The sequence below is a fragment of the Methylobacterium persicinum genome, from assembly GCF_022179525.1.
GTDB lineage: Bacteria > Pseudomonadota > Alphaproteobacteria > Rhizobiales > Beijerinckiaceae > Methylobacterium > Methylobacterium persicinum.
In genome coordinates this window covers 1-1,314 of sequence record NZ_BPQX01000088.1, presented here as the reverse complement: position 1 = coordinate 1,314, position 1,314 = coordinate 1, and the positions used below count along the sequence as shown (strand labels likewise).

General features: G+C 57.9%; 1 protein-coding gene. It reads right to left on the bottom strand.

The features are described 5' to 3' along the window. Positions 1-1,314: GLUG motif-containing protein (locus MFF22_RS24535; protein WP_373320324.1), on the bottom strand; the 1,314-nt coding region annotated here is incomplete at both ends.

Sequence of the window (1,314 nt, the reverse complement as noted above, 5' to 3'; positions counted from 1 at the left end):
CAAATTGAAATCCAGTCCGGAGAAAGTACCTGCCTCGTCAATCCCCGCATTGGCTGAGGCCGCGCTGGCGACGTCACCGGTGCCCCCGACGAGGGTCGCCGTGTCCGTTCCGACAACCCCCTGGATGGCGATCTGCGACAATCCGAAGCCGGCCTTGCCGTCATACGTCTTCGTCCCGACGAGGGTGAGGGTCTTCGGCGTGATCGTCAGCTTACCGGTTAAGGCCAGGAGGTAGTTGCTGCTTTTACCGTTTGCCACCGTGATTTTGAGGTTATCGAAGGGACGGTCACTATATTCACCGACATCCACTGAGGTCGCTCGGCCACTGCCATCGGCGACGGTGATAGTCTCGTCCTGCGGGCCTCCTGTGGCGGTAAGTTGAGCGGCTGTGAAATTTCCCGTTCCGTCGTAGGCCTTCTGGCCAGTAACAATCAGCTTAATTGGCTGCACGGTGATCGTGCCGGCATCGATGATGCGATAGGTGCGCGATCCCGAAATCTTGCCGCCTGAGAGCGCAGCGTAGCGGCCGACATCGGATTTAGAGGCCAGGGTAGCGGTGGGGGTCTCGTAAACAAAGTCTCCCGCACGGAGGCCGACGAAGGTCTTCATCGGGTCTGCATTAGTGGTTCCATAGGTCGTGGCGCCCATGTAGGTGACGGTCAACACAGGCGTGAGCTTGTAGAGTTCGGGATAGTGTGCATCCGCCTGACCGCCCTTGCCCGCCGAGTTTGGTGGCGACCAGGTCGCGTCGAAATCGAAACCATTGTAAGTTGCTTCGTAGGACGACAGATCCTGCATCTGTGCGGTCGTCAACCCGGTGATGCCGGTGCTGCCACCAGTGCCGATGCCATTCGCTTGTTTCGTGGTCTCGGTATTCCAGAAAAGCCCACTTATCTTGGATTGATTGTCTACCGCACCGATCAAGCCGCCGACATGGCTGCCGGTCGTCATGATAACCTTCCCCACGGCATAGGCGTGATCGATAGAGCCGTTATTGAAACCTACTAATCCGCCCGTGTTGTTGCCACCACTGACGTTGCCGGTAGCGTAAGCTTCGCTGATCGAACCAACGTTTTCGCCGACAAGTCCGCCTACATTGCCGTCTGAGCCGGTGACATTCACGGTGGAATAGGCGTAGCTGAGGGTCGCGCTTTGATCGCTGACGCTGCCAACCAATCCGCCGATCGTTCTTACGCCGCTTACCGACCCTGTTGCATAAACGTTCGCGATTTTGCCGAAGCTGGTACCAACTAGCAACGCCGACGTTGAGCCGCCGATGACGTTGCCATCGACCAAGCCGATGTTGCTGATCGA